At 42.5% G+C, this 17,284-nt stretch carries 17 protein-coding genes and 1 tRNA gene; 8 read left to right on the top strand and 10 right to left on the bottom strand.

Annotated features, from left to right (window positions below; genetic code table 11):
• Nucleotides 1–65: 65 nt before the first annotated feature.
• Complete coding sequence (locus ACRC53_RS10665; RefSeq protein ID WP_438643390.1) at nt 66–1,415, bottom strand: Na+/H+ antiporter NhaC family protein; 1,350 nt, start codon at nt 1,413–1,415, stop codon at nt 66–68.
• A 220-nt stretch (nt 1,416–1,635) separates the two neighbouring features.
• On the opposite strand from ACRC53_RS10665, the gene ACRC53_RS10670 reads away from it, so the two are divergent.
• Nucleotides 1,636–3,534: a methyl-accepting chemotaxis protein gene (locus ACRC53_RS10670; protein WP_438643391.1), complete on the top strand. Its 1,899-nt coding sequence runs from the start codon at nt 1,636–1,638 to the stop codon at nt 3,532–3,534.
• 201 nt (nt 3,535–3,735) lie between these two features.
• Here ACRC53_RS10670 and kdsA read toward each other — a convergent pair whose 3' ends face one another.
• From kdsA to hemA, 6 genes are all read right to left on the bottom strand, one after another.
• On the bottom strand, nt 3,736–4,590 hold the full coding sequence (gene kdsA / locus ACRC53_RS10675) for a 3-deoxy-8-phosphooctulonate synthase (RefSeq protein WP_438643392.1): 855 nt from the start codon (nt 4,588–4,590) through the stop codon (nt 3,736–3,738).
• Nucleotides 4,591–4,619: 29 nt separating this feature from the next.
• Complete coding sequence (locus ACRC53_RS10680; RefSeq protein WP_438643393.1) at nt 4,620–5,411, bottom strand: transglutaminase family protein; 792 nt, start codon at nt 5,409–5,411, stop codon at nt 4,620–4,622.
• Between the two features lie 28 nt (nt 5,412–5,439).
• Nucleotides 5,440–5,823 carry a SirB2 family protein gene (locus tag ACRC53_RS10685; protein ID WP_438643394.1) on the bottom strand — a complete coding sequence of 128 codons (384 nt, stop codon included), beginning with the start codon at nt 5,821–5,823 and terminating at the stop codon, nt 5,440–5,442.
• 72 nt (nt 5,824–5,895) lie between these two features.
• Nucleotides 5,896–6,747, bottom strand: a complete 852-nt coding sequence (prmC, locus tag ACRC53_RS10690; RefSeq protein WP_438643395.1) for a peptide chain release factor N(5)-glutamine methyltransferase — start codon at nt 6,745–6,747, stop codon at nt 5,896–5,898.
• A 7-nt stretch (nt 6,748–6,754) separates the two neighbouring features.
• A complete protein-coding gene (gene prfA, locus ACRC53_RS10695; protein WP_438643396.1) occupies nt 6,755–7,837 on the bottom strand; it encodes a peptide chain release factor 1 in 1,083 nt (360 codons plus the stop codon).
• A 41-nt stretch (nt 7,838–7,878) separates the two neighbouring features.
• A complete protein-coding gene (hemA, locus tag ACRC53_RS10700) occupies nt 7,879–9,144 on the bottom strand; it encodes a glutamyl-tRNA reductase (protein ID WP_438643397.1) in 1,266 nt (421 codons plus the stop codon).
• Nucleotides 9,145–9,360: 216 nt separating this feature from the next.
• On the opposite strand from hemA, the gene lolB reads away from it, so the two are divergent.
• The 5 genes from lolB to ychF all read left to right on the top strand — a co-directional run bounded on the left by lolB (nt 9,361) and on the right by ychF (nt 13,876).
• Nucleotides 9,361–9,927: a lipoprotein insertase outer membrane protein LolB gene (gene lolB / locus ACRC53_RS10705; RefSeq protein WP_438643644.1), complete on the top strand. Its 567-nt coding sequence runs from the start codon at nt 9,361–9,363 to the stop codon at nt 9,925–9,927.
• Nucleotides 9,911–10,810 (top strand): 4-(cytidine 5'-diphospho)-2-C-methyl-D-erythritol kinase, encoded by a 900-nt coding sequence (ispE, locus tag ACRC53_RS10710; protein WP_438643398.1) that lies wholly within the window; start codon nt 9,911–9,913, stop codon nt 10,808–10,810. Before lolB ends, ispE begins: the two co-directional genes overlap by 17 nt.
• Nucleotides 10,811–10,957: 147 nt before the next feature.
• Entirely contained in the window at nt 10,958–11,905 is a 948-nt protein-coding gene (locus ACRC53_RS10715; RefSeq protein WP_438643399.1) for a ribose-phosphate pyrophosphokinase, read from the top strand.
• 161 nt (nt 11,906–12,066) lie between these two features.
• The gene (gene pth, locus ACRC53_RS10720) at nt 12,067–12,657 is read left to right on the top strand and encodes an aminoacyl-tRNA hydrolase (RefSeq protein WP_438643400.1); all 591 of its coding nucleotides are present in this window, start codon (nt 12,067–12,069) and stop codon (nt 12,655–12,657) included.
• Between the two features lie 127 nt (nt 12,658–12,784).
• Nucleotides 12,785–13,876, top strand: a complete 1,092-nt coding sequence (gene ychF / locus ACRC53_RS10725; RefSeq protein ID WP_438643401.1) for a redox-regulated ATPase YchF — start codon at nt 12,785–12,787, stop codon at nt 13,874–13,876.
• A 225-nt stretch (nt 13,877–14,101) separates the two neighbouring features.
• Here ychF and ACRC53_RS10730 read toward each other — a convergent pair whose 3' ends face one another.
• The 3 genes from ACRC53_RS10730 to ACRC53_RS10740 all read right to left on the bottom strand — a co-directional run bounded on the left by ACRC53_RS10730 (nt 14,102) and on the right by ACRC53_RS10740 (nt 15,915).
• Nucleotides 14,102–14,926 (bottom strand): helix-turn-helix transcriptional regulator, encoded by an 825-nt coding sequence (locus ACRC53_RS10730; RefSeq protein ID WP_438643402.1) that lies wholly within the window; start codon nt 14,924–14,926, stop codon nt 14,102–14,104.
• Nucleotides 14,927–14,940: 14 nt separating this feature from the next.
• The gene (locus tag ACRC53_RS10735) at nt 14,941–15,492 is read right to left on the bottom strand and encodes a kinase inhibitor (protein WP_438643403.1); all 552 of its coding nucleotides are present in this window, start codon (nt 15,490–15,492) and stop codon (nt 14,941–14,943) included.
• Nucleotides 15,493–15,827: 335 nt separating this feature from the next.
• Nucleotides 15,828–15,915: transfer RNA gene (locus ACRC53_RS10740), tRNA-Ser, on the bottom strand.
• Nucleotides 15,916–16,210: 295 nt separating this feature from the next.
• On the opposite strand from ACRC53_RS10740, the gene yqfB reads away from it, so the two are divergent.
• Entirely contained in the window at nt 16,211–16,534 is a 324-nt protein-coding gene (gene yqfB / locus ACRC53_RS10745; RefSeq protein ID WP_438643404.1) for a N(4)-acetylcytidine aminohydrolase, read from the top strand.
• Nucleotides 16,535–16,953: 419 nt separating this feature from the next.
• Nucleotides 16,954–17,181, top strand: coding sequence for an LPP leucine zipper domain-containing protein (locus tag ACRC53_RS10750; RefSeq protein ID WP_438623925.1), 228 nt, complete (start codon nt 16,954–16,956; stop codon nt 17,179–17,181).
• The last annotated feature ends 103 nt before the right edge of the window (nt 17,182–17,284 follow it).

Below are 17,284 nucleotides of genomic sequence, written 5' to 3' on the forward strand. Positions count from 1 at the left end.
TATAAAATAGGCTTTTATTTAATGAGTGATGCTATTTATTAAAAATAACCACGTTACTATATGTGCTATTTTATTGGGGTTTGCTGTACACTAACTGGGCGTAACCAAATAAAAAATAACGCACTAATAGCCAACGCCATGCAATACCATGCATGGGTAACCACATCAAGTGGTGAAAGTTTAAAACTAGAGGCCAGTAATAGTGCTTGTGCGCCATAGGGAAGTAACCCTTGTACGACACAAGAGTAGATATCCAATACGCTGGCAGCACGGCGTGGCGCAATATTGTTCTCTTCTGCCAATGTGCGAGCTACGCTGCCACTAACAATAATTGCAACCGTATTATTTGCCGTACAGAAGTTTGTAAGCCCCACCAGCAACGCGATACCTAATTCACCGGCTCGGCTATATGGCTTACCATTACGGTTAAGATGTTCAATCAATGTCTGAATATGGTGCGCTAAAAATGCTAATCCACCCTGACGCTTCATCAGCTCACTTAAACCACCAATGAGCATTGATAACAGGAAAATCTCCTGCATTGCGCTAAAGCCTTGGTAAATATCACGGGAAAAACCGCTGATATTATAGGTGTCTGTCGCACCAAACCCCATCAACCCTGCACACACAATACCCACGGTCAGAACAACAAAAACATTTAAGCCTGAAAGTGCCAATGCCAAAATAACCAGATAAGGCAGTGCCAATACCCACGAAAATGGCGCAACAGCAGGAACATCTGTTGCCTGTGTCAGAAAAAAGAACAGTAATAAGGTAGCAAAGGCCGCGGGCAAAGCTATGCGGAAGTTCTCTTTGAGCTTATCGCGCATAGCACAACCTTGTGAACGGGTTGCCGCAATAGTGGTATCAGAGATGATAGACATATTATCGCCAAACATTGCACCGGAAAGTACAACGCCAGCCATCAGCGGCAACGAGATACCGGTAGCCTGTGCAATGCCTAATGCTACCGGAGAGAGTGCCGCAATGGTGCCCATTGATGTTCCCATTGCCGTAGAGATAACTGCAGAGATAAGAAACAACCCAGGCAACAGCGCCCAACTCGGCAGTACCGAAAGCCCTAATCCTACGGCAGCATCTACACCACCTGTTGCTTTAGCTACCGTTGAAAATGCGCCTGCGAGTAGGTAAATCAGACACATAGCAATAATGTCAGGATGCCCTGCTCCGCTGATAAAACGGCTAATCGCACGATTGAGTGGCTCTTTTGCCAACAACAGTGACAGCATGATAGCGGGTAAAATAGCAACCGGAGCCGGTAACTGGTAAAAGGCAAATTCAGTGCCAATTAGTGTGTGATAAACCCCTGCACCAATATAAATGATTAAAAAAACCAGTAACGGTAGCAAAGCGAAAAAAGAGCGTGATGGAGGATTATTCTTATTATCTATCATAGAAACCCACAATGTCAGGGTGATTAAGTATCTGGCATGATTTTACGTTGAGATGTATAGAAATGTAAACATCTGGACATCTAAACATCTAATATTTATGCGCTATTTTCTCATAAATAATAAATTGCATACGTAAAAATAAATACGCAACGGTGCTTAACAATATAAAAACCCTGCCGATAAGCTCATATACAGCCGGATATCTGGAGTTTTCATCGCTATGCCACAACATTTGACTCTAAAACAGAAAATTATTGGTGTAAGCCTGTTTTCTGTATTATTGATTGCCAGCACATTAACGTGGCAAGCATCGACCAAGTTGTACAGCCAAACACAAAGTGGGATTCAAAACCGAGTCACATCAACCACTGCGGTCATTGCCGGTGAAATTATGGCGTGGCAAGAGAATAAGGCCATGCAAATTAAGGGATTAATTCCTTTTGTTTCTGACACTCAGACTTTACTGTCACATTTAATCCAGGCTCGAATCAGTGCTGATTTTGATGATATCTATTTTGGTAATACGCAAGGCCGTGTTATCAACTCACGTCCAGAACGTGACTACAGCACTCTTGATGTTCGTACTCGAGTTTGGTACCAAGACGCTATTACCCAAAATAAATTGGTTATCTCAGACCCTTATCAAGACCCGGTCAGCGGCGAAATTGTGGTGACGTTCTCTTTGCCTGTGCAACACAATGGCATGACACTGGGTGTACTCGGTGCTGACATGGCATTAGCGCAGCTACAAACTAAAATTATGCAGTTAGGTGTGGGAGAAAACACACAAAGTCTGCTTCTTACCTCTGAGGGTACGATCATTGCCTATCAAAACAGTGCGATGATCATGCAACCACTCAGTACATTAGACCCACTGTTTACTCCTTTATTAATCAGTGAGTTATCCACCCAAGGTCAATTATTTAATCTTGATAGTCCTCATTTTGAGCAACAACCTAAATGGATTGACTTAATTAAAATTGCTAATTCCCGTTGGATTTTAGGTTTTATCCTCGATCAAGAGACTGAACTTGCTGATTATCAAAATACACGCAGCCTTTTACTTGGGATCTCATTAATTCTGACTCTAAGTACTGTTATGCTTCTCGCATTACTGATGAACTATCTGTTTCGTGATCTTAATACGGTTTCGACTGCACTGGCCAATATTGCCAATGGTGAAGGTGATTTAACGGTGCGTATTGTGCCGCGTAATGATGATGAAGTAGGTAAATTAGCGAAAAACTTCAACCAATTTGTTGAACGATTACAAAAAATCTTGCTACAAATGCGTGATACTGCTGACAACCTAAATAATCAAGCAACTCACAGTGCAGCCAGTGCAGAAGAGCGCACCCAACGTATTCATATGCAGCAAGGTGAAATTGTCATGGTTGCTACTGCAATCACTGAAATGTCAGCGGCAACATATGAAATTTCTGCCAATGCAGATAAAGCAGCGCACGAAGCCGGTAGTGCAGTCAAAACTTGTCAGCAGGGCCAAGAGCAAGTAGCGCAAAGTCAGCTCTCTATTCGTAAATTGTCAGAAGAGGTCAGTGTTGCAACAGGTGTCATTGATGATTTAAACAGCCATGCAGCCAGTATCAGTTCAATTATGATGACCATTCGCTCTATTGCCGAACAAACCAATTTGCTTGCACTTAATGCGGCGATTGAAGCGGCTCGTGCAGGCGATCAAGGGCGGGGATTTGCCGTTGTTGCTGATGAAGTGCGAATGCTTTCACAGCGTACTCATACTTCAACTGAAGAGATTGAGTTAATGATCAATCAACTGCAGTTATCCACCCGTAAGGCTGTTGATATTATGTCGGGCAGTAGCCAGCTCGCAGAGACCAGCGTGCATGATGCAGATGCCGCAGGCAATAATCTGAGACACATTAATGATGTTGTCACTGCGATTAATGATATGGCGGCGCACATTGCAACTGCTGCTGAAGAACAAAGTACAGTAACAGAAGAGATCACCCGTAATACTGAGTCAATCAAAGAAGTCTCAAATGATTTAGCACAAGAGGCACATAATGCCGCACATCAGGCAGCGCAGCTTAGTGAGTTAGCCTATCAGTTGCATCGGGAAGTTAGCCGTTTTGTGCTTTAATTTAACGCTATGTTGCTACCATTAGATAACAATATTATCAATTATCATTGCGCTAAACCGTGAAAATAAAAGCCCCAACCGTTTAATCCACGATTGGGGCTTTTTTATTGATCATGGTTTGTACACCCTGTTATCCCCAATACCGTCATTTATTGATTATATTAAATAACAAAACCAGAGTGCTAAACGGGTATATAGTGATTAGCAAGTCGTATCAAGTTGAGGGAAACTTTTTACTAAATCATCGATAGCTTTAAGCTGCTGCAAAAACGGTTCTAACTTAGCCAACGGCAGAGCCGACGGGCCATCACACTTAGCATTGACAGGATCAGGATGAGACTCAAGGAACAGCCCTGCAATACCCACGGCTATACCTGAGCGTGCTAATTCTGCCACCTGATCACGACGACCACCGGATGCTGCTCCAAACGGATCACGACACTGCAGTGCATGAGTTACATCAAAAATAACTGGGCTGCCATGAGAAACTTGCTTCATAACATTAAAACCCAGCATATCAACTACAAGGTTATCATAGCCAAAGTTACTGCCGCGATCACACAAAATGATTTGATCGTTACCGCACTCGGCAAACTTATCAACAATATTTCCCATCTGACCTGGGCTTAAAAACTGAGGTTTTTTAACATTAATCACCGCGCCAGTGCGTGCCATTGCTTCAACTAAATCAGTTTGGCGAGCAAGAAATGCCGGAAGTTGAATAACATCAACCACATCAGCAACAGGCTGGCACTGAGCTTCAGTATGTACATCTGTGATGATTTTTACGCCAAACGTCTGTTTTAGCTCTTGGAAAATCTTCATTCCTTCATCAAGGCCAGGGCCTCGGTAAGAGTGAATAGATGAACGGTTCGCTTTATCAAACGAAGCTTTAAATACGTAAGGAATGCCCAGTTTATTGGTGATCTCAACATAATGCTCGCACACTCGCATTGCCATATCACGCGATTCCAGTACGTTCATGCCACCAAACAGGACAAACGGTTTATCGTTCGCGACATCAATATCACCGATGCGTACATTCTTCTGTTGCATGCCCTTAACCTTCTTCAGTAGGGTTGAATTTAGTGTAGTGTCAGTCTCGGTGTAGCAATCGAGCGAATTTGCTCGCGCACCAGATTAATCACCGGATCTTTCGGACACTGCTTAACAAAATAGCTTAAATCATCTAGCGCAGCCTGATTACACTCAAGTGCAGCAAAAATTAGCCCCCGATCACGAATTTCATATGGATCATCAGGGTTGTACTCTAACAATAATGCACTGGCTTTTAAGGCCAGAATGCCCTGTTTTTCATGCAATAGTGCGCCTTTTAGCGCATCAAGTAGCCGCATAATAACTGGAGAGTGATCGGTTATATCAACATCTTCATCACGTAAAATAGCCAATGGACCTTCATGCCCTTTTAACCATGCGGTTAAAATATGCTCATTGACTATCTCGCCATTAAACGGATTAATAAATAAAGTGGCATCATCAAACTCTGCACGCAGTAAAAACTGTGTGGGGAAAACAACCGGATACAGTGGCAATTCTAAGTCTGAGGCTAAATGCAATAATATTGCCCCTAACATTACTGGCCCACCTTGTCGTCTTTGCAATACCCGATCAAGGCGCAAATTATCTGAATGATAGAATGTCTGATAATCACCAGAAAACTGACACTCAGTATAAACTGTATGAATGAGCGCCAGTAAACGGGGCACGCCAAGTGCTACATGCTGAACTGACTGCACTTGTTGACGTAATTGTTCTAACTCAACGTGTACACGGTCAGTAGAGAAATCTGGGAAAATTTGCGCCCCTAGCCAGGTAAAACTATCGACTAATGAGTACTCTTCAAAATCAAACGACATGGTATTCTCAGTAAAGTCACAAAACGAATTAACTAAACCATAACGGTGTTTTGGTAATCGCCATTTGAGCAATTAGCCAAATCCAGCCTAATGCACCCAATAGAGCCGCTAAACGGATCACTTTATTTTTACTCTCTTTAAGTGCCACAAAGCCAAGCAAAATATAGATAACAACGCCTAATAGCTTATCTGTCATCCACAATGTCTGTTCAGTAAAGGGATAAAAACCGGTGATAATCATCAAACCGATTCCACTGAGTAACACAAGAGTATCATTAATATGTGGAACAATTTTGACCCAGCGTTGCTGCATCACTTTTGCACCACAAAAACTCCAGATAAAGCGCAACACCAACAAACTGACCGAAATTGCTAACGTGGTCATATGCAAGTGCTTTAGAAATGTGTACATCGCAAGCTCCTTTTTCTTAATCCTACTGTAAAAATAAGAAATATACGTCCACTACCGTATTGATACTGCTATTTAACAACAGCCAAAACACCCTAGTGTGACACGTTCATTTCCGCCATAATCTTTTTCTGATCGAATAGCATGGAAACCTGCTTGCTGAAATATATGTTGTACAGCAGTAGCCTGTTGCCAACCATGCTCGATAATGAGCCACCCTCCGCTTATCAGGTAGTAACGTGCATCAGCTACTATGGTTCGAATATCAGCCAATCCGGAGTCTGCTGCAATCAACGCACTGCGTGGCTCAAAGCGCACATCTCCTTGCGTAAGATGCAAATCGGCTGCATCAATATATGGGGGGTTACTGGCAATCAGTGCAAACGGTGTATTTAAAGCAGCTCGAACAGGTGCAAACCAACTGCCTTGTGCAAAGTGGGCATTATGAATGTGCAACCGCGCAGCATTACGGGTAGCCAGTGTTACGGCATCAGGGTGTAAATCAACCCCTAATACGCGGCAATCGGGGCGCTCACTGGCTAAAGCTAACGCAATTGCACCTGTACCTGTTCCCAAATCTAATAGCGCACAAGGGGTATCAGGTAATAGTGTCAGTGCAATTTCCACCAAACATTCGGTATCTGGACGAGGGATCAAGGTTGCAGCAGAAACTTCCAATGGCAATGACCAGAACTCACGCTCACCCACAATGTACGCCACAGGCTCACCTTGCAATCGACGTTCAAGCAGTGACCCTAGTATGTGTAGGTACTCTTCCGAAAGCAGATATTCGGGAAATGCCAGTATATAGCTGCGGTTTTTTCCAGTGACATGGCAAAACAACACCTGTGCATCACGTTGCGGGCTCTCACTGCCCGCAACAGCCAAACGCTCACTGGCTTGTGCCAACCACTGATCGGTTCTCATTACCCGATCACTCCTGATCTGACAACGCGGCAAGCTGATCGGCTTGATATTCTTGTACGATAGGCTGGATTAGCATATCTAATTTGCCCTCCATCGCCTCTTCTAAACGGTATAACGTTAAGTTGATACGATGATCAGTAACCCGACTTTGCGGATAATTGTAGGTCCGGATACGATCTGAGCGATCACCCGATCCTAACAAGTTTCGGCGAGTAGAGGCCTCTTCTTGATGGCGTTTTTCCTCTTCAGCAGCACGAATCCGTGATACCAACACCGACAGAGCTTTTGCTTTGTTCTTATGCTGAGAACGTTCATCTTGGCACTCAACAACAATACCGGTGGGTAAGTGTGTAATTCGAATCGCTGAATCGGTGGTGTTAACGTGCTGCCCACCCGCGCCTGATGAACGGAAAGTATCAATTTTCAGGTCAGACGGGTTAATTTCCGCCAGCTCTGCCTCAGGAACTTCCGGTAAAATCGCAATGGTACACGCTGAGGTATGAATACGCCCCTGCGACTCAGTTGCCGGAACACGTTGTACACGATGGCCACCGGACTCAAACTTCAGTACACCATAAACACCTTCACCTGATATTTTGGTGATCATCTCTTTATAACCACCATGCTCGCCATCATTACAACTGATCACTTCCACCCGCCAACGGCGTGCTTCTGCAAAACGGCTGTACATACGGAATAAGTCACCCGCAAAAATGGCAGCTTCATCCCCACCCGCTCCTGCACGGATCTCTAAATAGCAGTTACGTTCATCGTTTGGATCTTTTGGCAGTAGTAGCAATTGTAAATCTTGCTCTAATGTTTCAATCGCTGCTTTGGCTTCACCAATCTCATCTTGCGCCATATCGCGCATTTCCGGATCATCAAGCAGCTCTTGTGCTGTGACTAAATCATCTTGTGCCTGCATCCACGCTCGGAAACAGGTAGTCACATCCGTTAACTGCGCATACTCTTTTGATAGTGCGCGAAAACGGTTTTGATCAGTAATAATACTTGGTTCACCAAGCATCGCCTGAACTTCTTCATGACGCTCAAGCAACGCCTCTAATTTGGCAACAATAGAAGGTTTCATAGGAAAAAATGATCCCGTAAAAATACGTAAGAAAACGGTCTTTATACGTCCAGCCCAAGGCTGCTACGCAATATAGCCAAACGCTCCATATCACCCTGTTTAGCCGCACTATGCAGTGCACGGGTAGGAGCATGAATTAAGCGGTGAGTTAGTCGATTTCCAAACTCAACCAAAATCTCTTCAGCATCAGCGCCATTACGCAGAGCTAACAATGCTTTTTCCAGTAACGCTTGTCGTGTTGATTCAGCATGTGAACGGTATTCACGAATAGAATCGACTGCCGTTTGTGAGCGCAACCACTGCATAAATAGCACCGTATCTTCTTTCACGATATCTTCAGCTTCTACTGCTGCGGCTTTACGCAATGCTAAATTTCGTTCAATGATCGCGTGTAAATCATCAACAGTATAAAGATAGGCATCGTATAAATTACCCACCTCTTCTTCAATATCACGCGGTACTGCAATATCGACAAATAACATGGGTTGATGACGACGTGCTTTTAGTGCACGTTCTACCATTCCTTTACCGATAATGGGCAATGGGCTGGCCGTTGAACTGATAATGATATCGGCATACATTAAATATTCAGGGATCTGTGGCAAAGTGAGCACTTCAGCGTTCACCTCGTCAGCCAACAGTTGTGCCCGCTCACGTGTACGGTTTGCTATCATTAAACGCTGTACACCATGCTCTTTCAAATGGCGAGCTACCAACTCAATGGTCTCACCAGCGCCAACAAGTAAAACCGTCAAAGTAGAGAGGTGCTCAAAAATTTGCCTTGCCAAGGTACAGGCTGCAAAAGCTACAGAAACCGCACTGCTACCTATTTCTGTCTCAGTACGAACCCGTTTAGCTACTGAAAATGTTTTTTGAAATAAACGGTCAAGATCAGGTGATAACTGCACTTTGGCTTGTGCATACGCCTGTTTTACTTGCCCTAAAATTTGGGGTTCACCTAATACTAATGAATCTAAACCACAGGCAACACGCATTAAATGCATAACCGCATGCTGCTCATAATGGAAATATAAACACTCTCTAACTTGATCTTCAGAGATTTGGTGAAACTCACACAACCATGCCGTTAGCTGCGCGGCAGCTTCTGTGCTATTTTCAATCGTACTATGCAGGCTTAAGTACAGCTCCGTTCGATTACATGTCGATAAAATGACTGCACTACGTACAGCCGAATGCATAGCCAAACTCTGTTGAGCTGACTCCATCTTTTCAGGAGAGAACGCCACTTTTTCTCGCAGTGAGACAGGGGCTGTTTTATGATTAATTCCAAGAGCAAGCAAGCTCATACTTAGTCAGCTAAATCCAGTTCATAATATACTGAAAACTATAATATCTATTCTACTTGATGATGCGGATCAATTAAAGCAATCACACCTTAGGAGTGCGCAAACCGTTGTGAATACACTGGTCGGAAAACACAAATGTCGTTATACTGCGCATCTGACTGACTTTTTATGACAATCATGCATAAATATTTTTATACACGATTGCTTCCTGTGGCGATGACATTGCTGTTAACAGCTTGTGTCACCGCTCCGCCGGTAGGCACACAACCCTCGATCAGCTGGGCTGAACATATTGCAAAATTAGAGAAACTACAGCGTTATCAAGTACGTGGTGCTTTTGCATACATTACACCTGAGCATCGCCAATCTGCCCGTTTCTTTTTACAGCAAACTGATGCCCAGCACTATCGTCTGCTGCTGCTCAATCCCTTAGGAAATACAGCGTTTGAGATCACTGGACAACCTAATAATACGCAGCTTAAAGATAGCAATGGTAAAATTTATTCAGGGCCAGAGGGTTCAGAATTGATTGCTCGGCTTACCGGTATGCAAATTCCTGTTGATAACTTGCGCCACTGGATTTTAGGTATTCCTGGTACAGGGGATACCTATACACTAACAGATCAGCGAATCAATCAACTGCAACACACCACGCCAACAGGGCAATGGACGATGCAGTACAAACGTTATGATCTGCAAACCCAGCCTGTGTTGCCAACGGATATGGAGTTGCTACAGGGAACACAACGGATCAGACTCAAGATTGATGACTGGATACTCTGAGAACTTGCCGGAGCCTCGCTTACAGTGCCTATCTCCGGCCAAATTAAATTTATTTCTGTATATCAACGGCCAACGTGCTGATGGATATCATGATTTGCAAACCCTGTTTCAATTCCTCGACTATGGTGACACCTTGTGGTTTAGTTGCCGGAATGATGGGCAAATTCACCTGACACCAGCCATTGACTCTGTCCCACACGAAGACAATCTCATTGTTCGTGCTGCGCGCCTACTACAACAACATACGAGTTGTACATTGGGTGCAAACATTGAATTGCAAAAAATATTGCCGATGGGCGGTGGGCTAGGCGGTGGGTCATCAAATGCAGCAACAACATTAGTTGCCTTAAATTCTTTATGGAAAACCGGTTGTTCACGCTCGGTGCTGGAACAATTAGGCCTACAACTCGGTGCTGATGTCCCCGTATTTGTACATGGGCATGCCGCATTTGCCGAAGGTGTTGGTGAACAACTCTCTGATTGCAGCCCTGAAGAGAAATGGTATGTTGTGATTCATCCTCAAATTAGCATTCCTACAGCAACAATTTTTAGTGATCCTGATCTTCCCCGTAATACGCCAAAGCGTGATCTAAATACACTGATGAGCTCCCCATACGAAAACGATTGCGAAAATGTAGCAAGAAAACGTTTTCGTGAGGTTGAACACCTTATTTCTTGGCTGTTACAATACGCACCGACTCGATTAACTGGAACGGGTGCTTGTGTTTTTGCTGAATGTGATTCAGAAGCAAAAGCACGTAATATTCTGAATATCGCTCCTGAGGGTTTACATGGTTTTGTCGCTAAAGGTATGAATGTGTCGCCACTGATGCAAATAGCTTTATATCCGAACGACATACCCCTCACTCACATGAGCAAGTAAAATGGTTAACAGTGTTAACCTTGGTAATATTGATTCACTGATCGAATCTGCATGGCTTGTTCGTAACTCTCACCGTATACATTGGTGATATTACTGATCAACACCAGATTCACCTTCGTATCCTGACGCAAGCCTGAGGTTCTTCTCGTGCCCGACATGAAGCTTTTTGCTGGTAACGCAACACCGGAACTGGCACAACGCATCGCTGACCGTTTGTACATTTCTCTTGGCGACGCTACTGTGAGTCGTTTTAGTGACGGCGAAGTATGTGTACAAATTAACGAAAATGTGCGTGGTGGTGATATTTTTATCATCCAGTCAACCTGTGCCCCAACCAATGACAACTTGATGGAGTTAGTCGTAATGGTTGACGCACTGCGCCGTGCTTCGGCTGGTCGTATTACTGCGGTTATCCCGTATTTTGGTTATGCTCGTCAGGATCGTCGTGTACGTTCTGCGCGTGTACCTATCACGGCGAAAGTTGTGGCTGATTTCTTGTCTAATGTCGGTGTTGACCGTGTTTTGACAGTTGATTTGCACGCCGAACAAATTCAAGGTTTCTTTGACGTTCCAGTTGATAACGTTTTCGGTAGCCCTGTACTGCTAGAAGATATTTTGTCAAAGAATTTAGAAAGTCCTGTTGTCGTCTCACCTGACATTGGCGGTGTTGTACGTGCTCGTGCTATTGCCAAGTTGCTCAATGATACTGATATGGCCATTATTGATAAGCGCCGCCCGCGTGCAAATGTCTCTCAAGTCATGCACATTATTGGTGATGTTAATGGCCGTGATTGTATTCTTGTTGATGATATGATCGATACCGGTGGCACACTCTGTAAAGCGGCTGAAGCACTGAAAGAGCGCGGAGCAAAACGTGTGTTTGCTTATGCTACGCACCCTGTATTTTCAGGTACCGCTATCGACAATATTAAAAACTCAGTGATTGATGAAGTGGTTGTTACTGATAGTATTCCACTGACCCCTGAGTTTAAAGCCATCGATAAAGTTCGTGTATTAACGCTTTCAGGCATGCTGGCTGAAGCTATTCGCCGTATCAGCAATGAAGAGTCTATTTCAGCAATGTTTGAGCATTAATCAACCCGATTTTCTGCTTTAACACCCACATTGCAAAATGCTGCAACAAAAAGCACCTTCCAAGGTGCTTTTTGTTATTCTGCCACGACAAGGTTAAAATATACGGTATTTCGGTTATCTCGTAACATCTCTTTTATCCTATTGTTAAGCATGAGAATACCATGAGTACGATTAAACTGATGGTTGGCCTAGCCAATCCTGGCGCTGAATATGCTGCAACCCGACACAATGCAGGGGCATGGTATATTGACCTATTATGCCGCCGTTATAATTGCAGCATGAAAGAAGAGGCTAAATTTTTTGGTTATACCAGCCGCCTACAACTACACGGACACGATGTTCGGTTACTTATTCCCACCACGTTTATGAATTTAAGTGGTAAGGCTGTTGCAGCCATGGCCAGCTTTTATCGTATCAACCCTGATGAAATTTTGGTGGCACATGATGAACTTGACCTTCCTCCTGGTGTAGCAAAATTTAAGCTCGGCGGCGGAAACGGTGGGCACAATGGTTTAAAAGATATTGCCAGTAAGCTAGGTAATAACCCTAATTTTCATCGGCTACGCCTTGGTATTGGCCATCCAGGTGATAAAAATAAAGTCACTGGTTTTGTGCTTGGTCGGCCACAAACAGTAGAGCAAACGCTGATTGATGATGCTATTGATGAAGCAGTACGCTGTACAGAGGTGTTGTTACAAAACGATATGCTTGCTGCAATGAATCGCCTGCACAGCTTTAAAGCTCACCAATAATGTAGCAACACGCACCACCACAGTAATAGAGTAGGATGCAAAACTGCAGACAAAGCTGTGGTATAATACAGAGTTTATATTGCACTTTTTTGTGCATGATATTTTGAGTGTAGAAGGTAATTACATCATGGGATTCAAATGCGGCATTGTGGGTCTACCAAATGTTGGTAAATCTACCCTGTTCAACGCCCTAACTAAAGCGGGTATCGAGGCAGCAAACTTCCCGTTCTGCACCATTGAGCCGAACACAGGTGTAGTGCCTATGCCTGACCCACGCCTTGATCAGCTCGCGGAGATCATCAATCCTCAGCGCACCGTACCAACCACAATGGAGTTTGTCGACATTGCAGGTTTGGTAAAAGGAGCATCAAAAGGTGAAGGTTTAGGCAACCAATTTTTAGCCAATATTCGTGAAACTGAAGCAATTGGCCACGTAGTTCGCTGTTTTGAGAATGACAATATCATTCATGTTGCAGGTCAAGTTGATCCAGCAGATGATATCGATGTAATCAACACTGAACTTGCGTTATCAGACCTTGAAGCTTGTGAACGTGCACTACAACGTGTACAAAAGCGTGCTAAAGGTGGTGATAAAGACGCAAAACTGGAGCAGGAAGTGCTGGCTAAGTGTCTGCCACATCTGGAAAATGCCCAGATGCTGCGTACACTTGATTTAAGCCATGAAGAAAAAGCGGCAATCAAGTACCTCAGCTTCCTGACACTCAAACCAACCATGTACATTGCTAACGTGAACGAAGATGGTTTTGAGAACAACCCTTATCTGGATAAGGTTCGTGAAATTGCACTTGCTGAAGGTTCTGTTGTAGTTGCTGTTTGTGCCGCTATCGAAGCGGATATTGCAGAGCTAGAAGAAGAAGATAAAGCCGAATTTATGGCCGAGCTAGGTATTGAAGAGCCGGGCCTGAACCGCGTAATTCGTGCCGGTTATGAGCTGCTGAACCTGCAAACCTACTTCACCGCGGGTGTGAAAGAAGTACGTGCATGGACTATCTCTGTGGGTGATACCGCGCCACAAGCCGCAGGAAAGATCCATACAGATTTCGAAAAAGGCTTTATTCGTGCACAAACTATCGCATTTGATGATTTTATCAAATACCGTGGTGAGCAAGGCGCTAAAGAAGCGGGCAAAATGCGGGCTGAAGGCAAAGATTATATCGTTAAAGATGGCGATGTAATGAATTTCCTCTTTAACGTATAACCAGTTTGAATCTCTACCATTCAAATACGAAAGTACTTAAATACTAAGGTGGAAAACGGCAAATTATTTTCGGTATTAAATAAACTACTGAGTATTTATGATGCCATACTAAGCCTTAATGTCCTTAAAAGCTCATCTATTATTGGTGAGCTTTTTCATATCACTAAAACACTCTACTCATAAAAGCTTGCTGATATAAAGACGGTATAAACTAAACGTACCGTGTTAATCATGAACTATCATTTCAGTAACATGCACTGTTTGACGCAACGCTCTTGGTGTAATTTGATAACGTTTTTGAAAACGAGCAGTAAAACGAGATGGACAATGGTAGCCATTCTCTCTGGCTATCTCACTAATAGGCTTTTTAGTTAGCTGAATCGCATTTAATGCACTACCTAACCTTACATCGTCAATGATTTGTTGGAAACGCCCCCCTTCTGCAGCTAAATGGCGATGGAATGTTGACGTTGACATATGTAACTTCTCAGCCACTTGGCTTGCAGTCCAATGTCTTTCTGGCGCTAACATTAAGATCTCTTGGCAGCGGGTAATCAGTGAACTGTCTTGCGAAGAGAACAAAATATTACTGATATTATGCCCTTTCAACATCAATAATAATCCCAAAACCATATGCTCTAATAATGGTAAAGAGAACTTATTATCCAATACATATTTTAACTGCTCCCAGCAATAAATCAGTTCATCGTTAAGTGAAAGACAAAAACCTGATTTCCTTTCCCTATTTATTGATGATGGATAAGATTGCTGAAACAATTGAAGAATTGATGGTGGTATATAAATTATCTCAGATAAATAATGGCCATTAGCAGGTAAATTTGCGATTTTTAACTCATATCCGGCAGGGAAAATAATCAATTGTGTAGGATCAGCCGTTTCAACATGATCTTGCCATTCAATTATTTTCTTACCCTGCCGAACTCGGCACAATGCAGGCATAATCAGTTTTACTTTATGAAGCTCATGAGCCTGACATGAAGTAATTTTTTGCATACTTAATTGAGTAATCTGATGCTTTTGTGCCTGCATTATCTTTATCTTATTTAATAACCGTACACTGGAACTATTTCAGCTGTTGCTAATTTATTCGCATTCAGCATAAACCCAACTAATGCACCACTGGAATTATTATCAATAGGTAATTTATCTGTTTTTAATGCCCAAATTTTAAAATGATAATGGTGTGGTTTATCCCCTTTTGGCGGACATACACCACCAAATCCAGCATAACCAAAATCATTACGGCCCTGAACTGCACCTGCTGGCAGTTTAGTACCTTTTTTATCTCCGGCATCAACAACAAGGCTGTTTACTGATGCAGGAATGTTTACAACTGTCCAATGCCACCAACCGCTTCCTGTTGGTGCATCAGGATCAAATACAGTTATCGCAAAACTTTTTGTTCCCTCAGGTGCACCTGACCATGTTAATGAAGGTGATAAATTTGCACCATCACAGTCAAATCCTTGATAAACTTGATTTTGAGATAAAGATTGGCCTGTTTTTATTTCATTACTTTCTAAATGAAAAGTTCCAGCTTGCGCTGATAATGAAAAAAGAGCAGCTACTGTTGTCAATCCAATACGCTTTTTCATACACATACCCTAATCAGTAAAGAGCCATTATTCTATCTGTATGAATACACCCGTATCATGCCAACTTACTCAAATATCATGCAAATGATATCAACATTTACTCTATATGCACAATATACTCAAGGGCTCAATAGGTAATCAGGTATTGATTAATCCCGCGTACGTACTCTACTGAAGAAAAATAGTAGTATGTGCATAATGAAGTTGTTGAATGGATGCATATCAAGGCAAAAAACTAGCCTAGTATTCCAATCATATAGGCTATAGCTATGATCATATTATGCGATTATAACGCAAAAACCCCGCACAAGTTAATGCGCGGGGCTCTCTAAATATGGCGGTGAGGGAGGGATTCGAACCCTCGATACGTTGCCGTATACACACTTTCCAGGCGTGCTCCTTCAGCCTCTCGGACACCTCACCAAATTTTGTGCCACTACCCTCAGTAGCGGACGGGGCGAAATATACGGAAATCTGATTAAATGGTCAATAGCTTATTTTAAACTGTCAGTTTAACTGATTGAAAAACAGACCAATCGATGTAAATTTATGCGCCTTCTCTAAAGGAAACCCTATTTTCAATCTTCACCGTAACATAAGCAGCAGATTGTCATAAAATATGGAATCGCACACAGTTTTAATACAACGATGCTTTATTCTGTTATTTTACTCAATTATCGCCATATATCATAACATAATGAGAGATTGTAAAATTATCATGCCAACCAACAACATGCTCACTTTTTATACTCGTTTTAAAGATGATATTCTCGCCAAACGAAAAACCATCACTATCCGTGATGCACAAGAAGCTAACCAATTATATGTTGGGCAACGCCTTGATGTGTATACCAACCCAGAACAAGTGTATTTTTGTCAGCTAGACATTCTCTCCGTAACGCCAATAGCATTCACTCATTTAAATGAAACGCATGCACAACAAGAGAATATGACTCTTCCAGAGCTCAAACAGGTTATTCGCGATATTTATCCAGGGCTTGCTACTTTGTATGTTGTTCACTTCAAACTACATTCAGCATAAGAAAATTGACATTATGGTTCGTGTATACCCATAACTCGGTATTAATACCAAAACGTACACAATAGACTTGAGTATCCTCTCTTTATTTATTTCATGTTTTTTCTTAAATACTGAACTTTGCTCTAAACTCAAAGTCTGAATAAATAACTACTGAGAAAAATCAATCAGGAACAATACGTCTTGACAAGATGCATATTTAGTGCACCAAGATAACATCGATATATATCAGCAAGTTAAAATATTTTAGTATCCCAAAAATAATTTAGCTCTTCAACAAATACTATAAACCTTGAGAGGTTGTTCAATCTTTCAGGGAATTTCTGCTTTTTAATGAAAAAAAAATTTCTAAAGTTCAAAATTTGAGTAATACTTGTTTAGGCTTGAATCTAGATCAAGTATGTGTTTACAGGGAGTCTATAATGAACAAGACCAAATTAATTCTTGGTACCATCGTGTTGAGCTCTACTCTGCTGGCTGGTTGTGCGAACACTAGCAAGCTAGAGCAAAGTGTTGCAGATCTGAACACTAAAGTTGACCAATTGGCAACTGACGTAGGTTCTATGCGTACTGACGTTCAAGATGCTAAAGCAGAAGCTACTCGTGCTAACCAGCGTCTAGACAACATGGCAACTCACTACAAAAAGTGATAACTGTGTAATACTTATAAAGCAGTGCGTTTTTCGTGCTGCTTTTTTTTATACCCTCAGTAAATCTTTTCACTCTATAAACGAATGTTTAGCTTATACGGTA

It is taken from the genome of Plesiomonas sp. (assembly GCF_051652165.1).
Taxonomy (GTDB): Bacteria; Pseudomonadota; Gammaproteobacteria; order Enterobacterales; family CAMTGL01; genus Plesiomonas.

What these genes read in the sequence shown, in the direction of transcription:
- yqfB (WP_438643404.1), top strand. Translation starts at nt 16,211, where the DNA reads ATGCCAACCAACAACATGCTCACTTTTTATACTCGTTTTAAAGATGAT.
- hemA (WP_438643397.1), bottom strand. Translation starts at nt 9,144, where the DNA reads ATGAGCTTGCTTGCTCTTGGAATTAATCATAAAACAGCCCCTGTCTCA.
- ACRC53_RS10730 (WP_438643402.1), bottom strand. Translation starts at nt 14,926, where the DNA reads ATGCAGGCACAAAAGCATCAGATTACTCAATTAAGTATGCAAAAAATT.
- lolB (WP_438643644.1), top strand. Translation starts at nt 9,361, where the DNA reads ATGACATTGCTGTTAACAGCTTGTGTCACCGCTCCGCCGGTAGGCACA.
- prmC (WP_438643395.1), bottom strand. Translation starts at nt 6,747, where the DNA reads ATGAGAACCGATCAGTGGTTGGCACAAGCCAGTGAGCGTTTGGCTGTT.
- prfA (WP_438643396.1), bottom strand. Translation starts at nt 7,837, where the DNA reads ATGAAACCTTCTATTGTTGCCAAATTAGAGGCGTTGCTTGAGCGTCAT.
- ACRC53_RS10665 (WP_438643390.1), bottom strand. Translation starts at nt 1,415, where the DNA reads ATGATAGATAATAAGAATAATCCTCCATCACGCTCTTTTTTCGCTTTG.
- pth (WP_438643400.1), top strand. Translation starts at nt 12,067, where the DNA reads ATGAGTACGATTAAACTGATGGTTGGCCTAGCCAATCCTGGCGCTGAA.
- ACRC53_RS10750 (WP_438623925.1), top strand. Translation starts at nt 16,954, where the DNA reads ATGAACAAGACCAAATTAATTCTTGGTACCATCGTGTTGAGCTCTACT.
- ychF (WP_438643401.1), top strand. Translation starts at nt 12,785, where the DNA reads ATGGGATTCAAATGCGGCATTGTGGGTCTACCAAATGTTGGTAAATCT.
- ACRC53_RS10735 (WP_438643403.1), bottom strand. Translation starts at nt 15,492, where the DNA reads ATGAAAAAGCGTATTGGATTGACAACAGTAGCTGCTCTTTTTTCATTA.
- ispE (WP_438643398.1), top strand. Translation starts at nt 9,911, where the DNA reads ATGACTGGATACTCTGAGAACTTGCCGGAGCCTCGCTTACAGTGCCTA.
- kdsA (WP_438643392.1), bottom strand. Translation starts at nt 4,590, where the DNA reads ATGCAACAGAAGAATGTACGCATCGGTGATATTGATGTCGCGAACGAT.
- ACRC53_RS10680 (WP_438643393.1), bottom strand. Translation starts at nt 5,411, where the DNA reads ATGTCGTTTGATTTTGAAGAGTACTCATTAGTCGATAGTTTTACCTGG.
- ACRC53_RS10670 (WP_438643391.1), top strand. Translation starts at nt 1,636, where the DNA reads ATGCCACAACATTTGACTCTAAAACAGAAAATTATTGGTGTAAGCCTG.
- ACRC53_RS10685 (WP_438643394.1), bottom strand. Translation starts at nt 5,823, where the DNA reads ATGTACACATTTCTAAAGCACTTGCATATGACCACGTTAGCAATTTCG.